We start from the raw sequence: 257 nt of genomic DNA on the forward strand, positions 1-257 counted from the left end.
CTTTAGCGGGCAGGTATATGGTTGGGTAACCGCTAATAGCAATGCAAAAATATATGGTGAGCGCCAAGGCAGTACACGGGATATAAATGCGCCCGCTTTAATTAAAGAGGCTGTGGAGAAAGCAGTTGCAAAGTTTAATATTAATTTAGCGGATTATGACTTAACTGATTTAGATGATATTGATGGTGACGGTATCCTTAATGAACCTAATGGCATTATTGACCATGTAATGGTATTTCATTCAAGTATTGGCGAAG

General features: G+C 38.9%; 1 protein-coding gene. It reads left to right on the forward strand.

The window, feature by feature from the left end; all coding sequences use genetic code 11:
- Positions 1–257 (forward strand): immune inhibitor A domain-containing protein (locus tag AAEY80_RS14665; RefSeq protein WP_350588617.1); only part of this gene is annotated, 257 nt, incomplete at both ends.

Origin of the sequence: Psychrobacter sp. 78a-MNA-CIBAN-0178 (assembly GCF_040309625.1) — a bacterium.
GTDB classification, from domain to species: domain Bacteria; phylum Pseudomonadota; class Gammaproteobacteria; order Pseudomonadales; family Moraxellaceae; genus Psychrobacter; species Psychrobacter okhotskensis.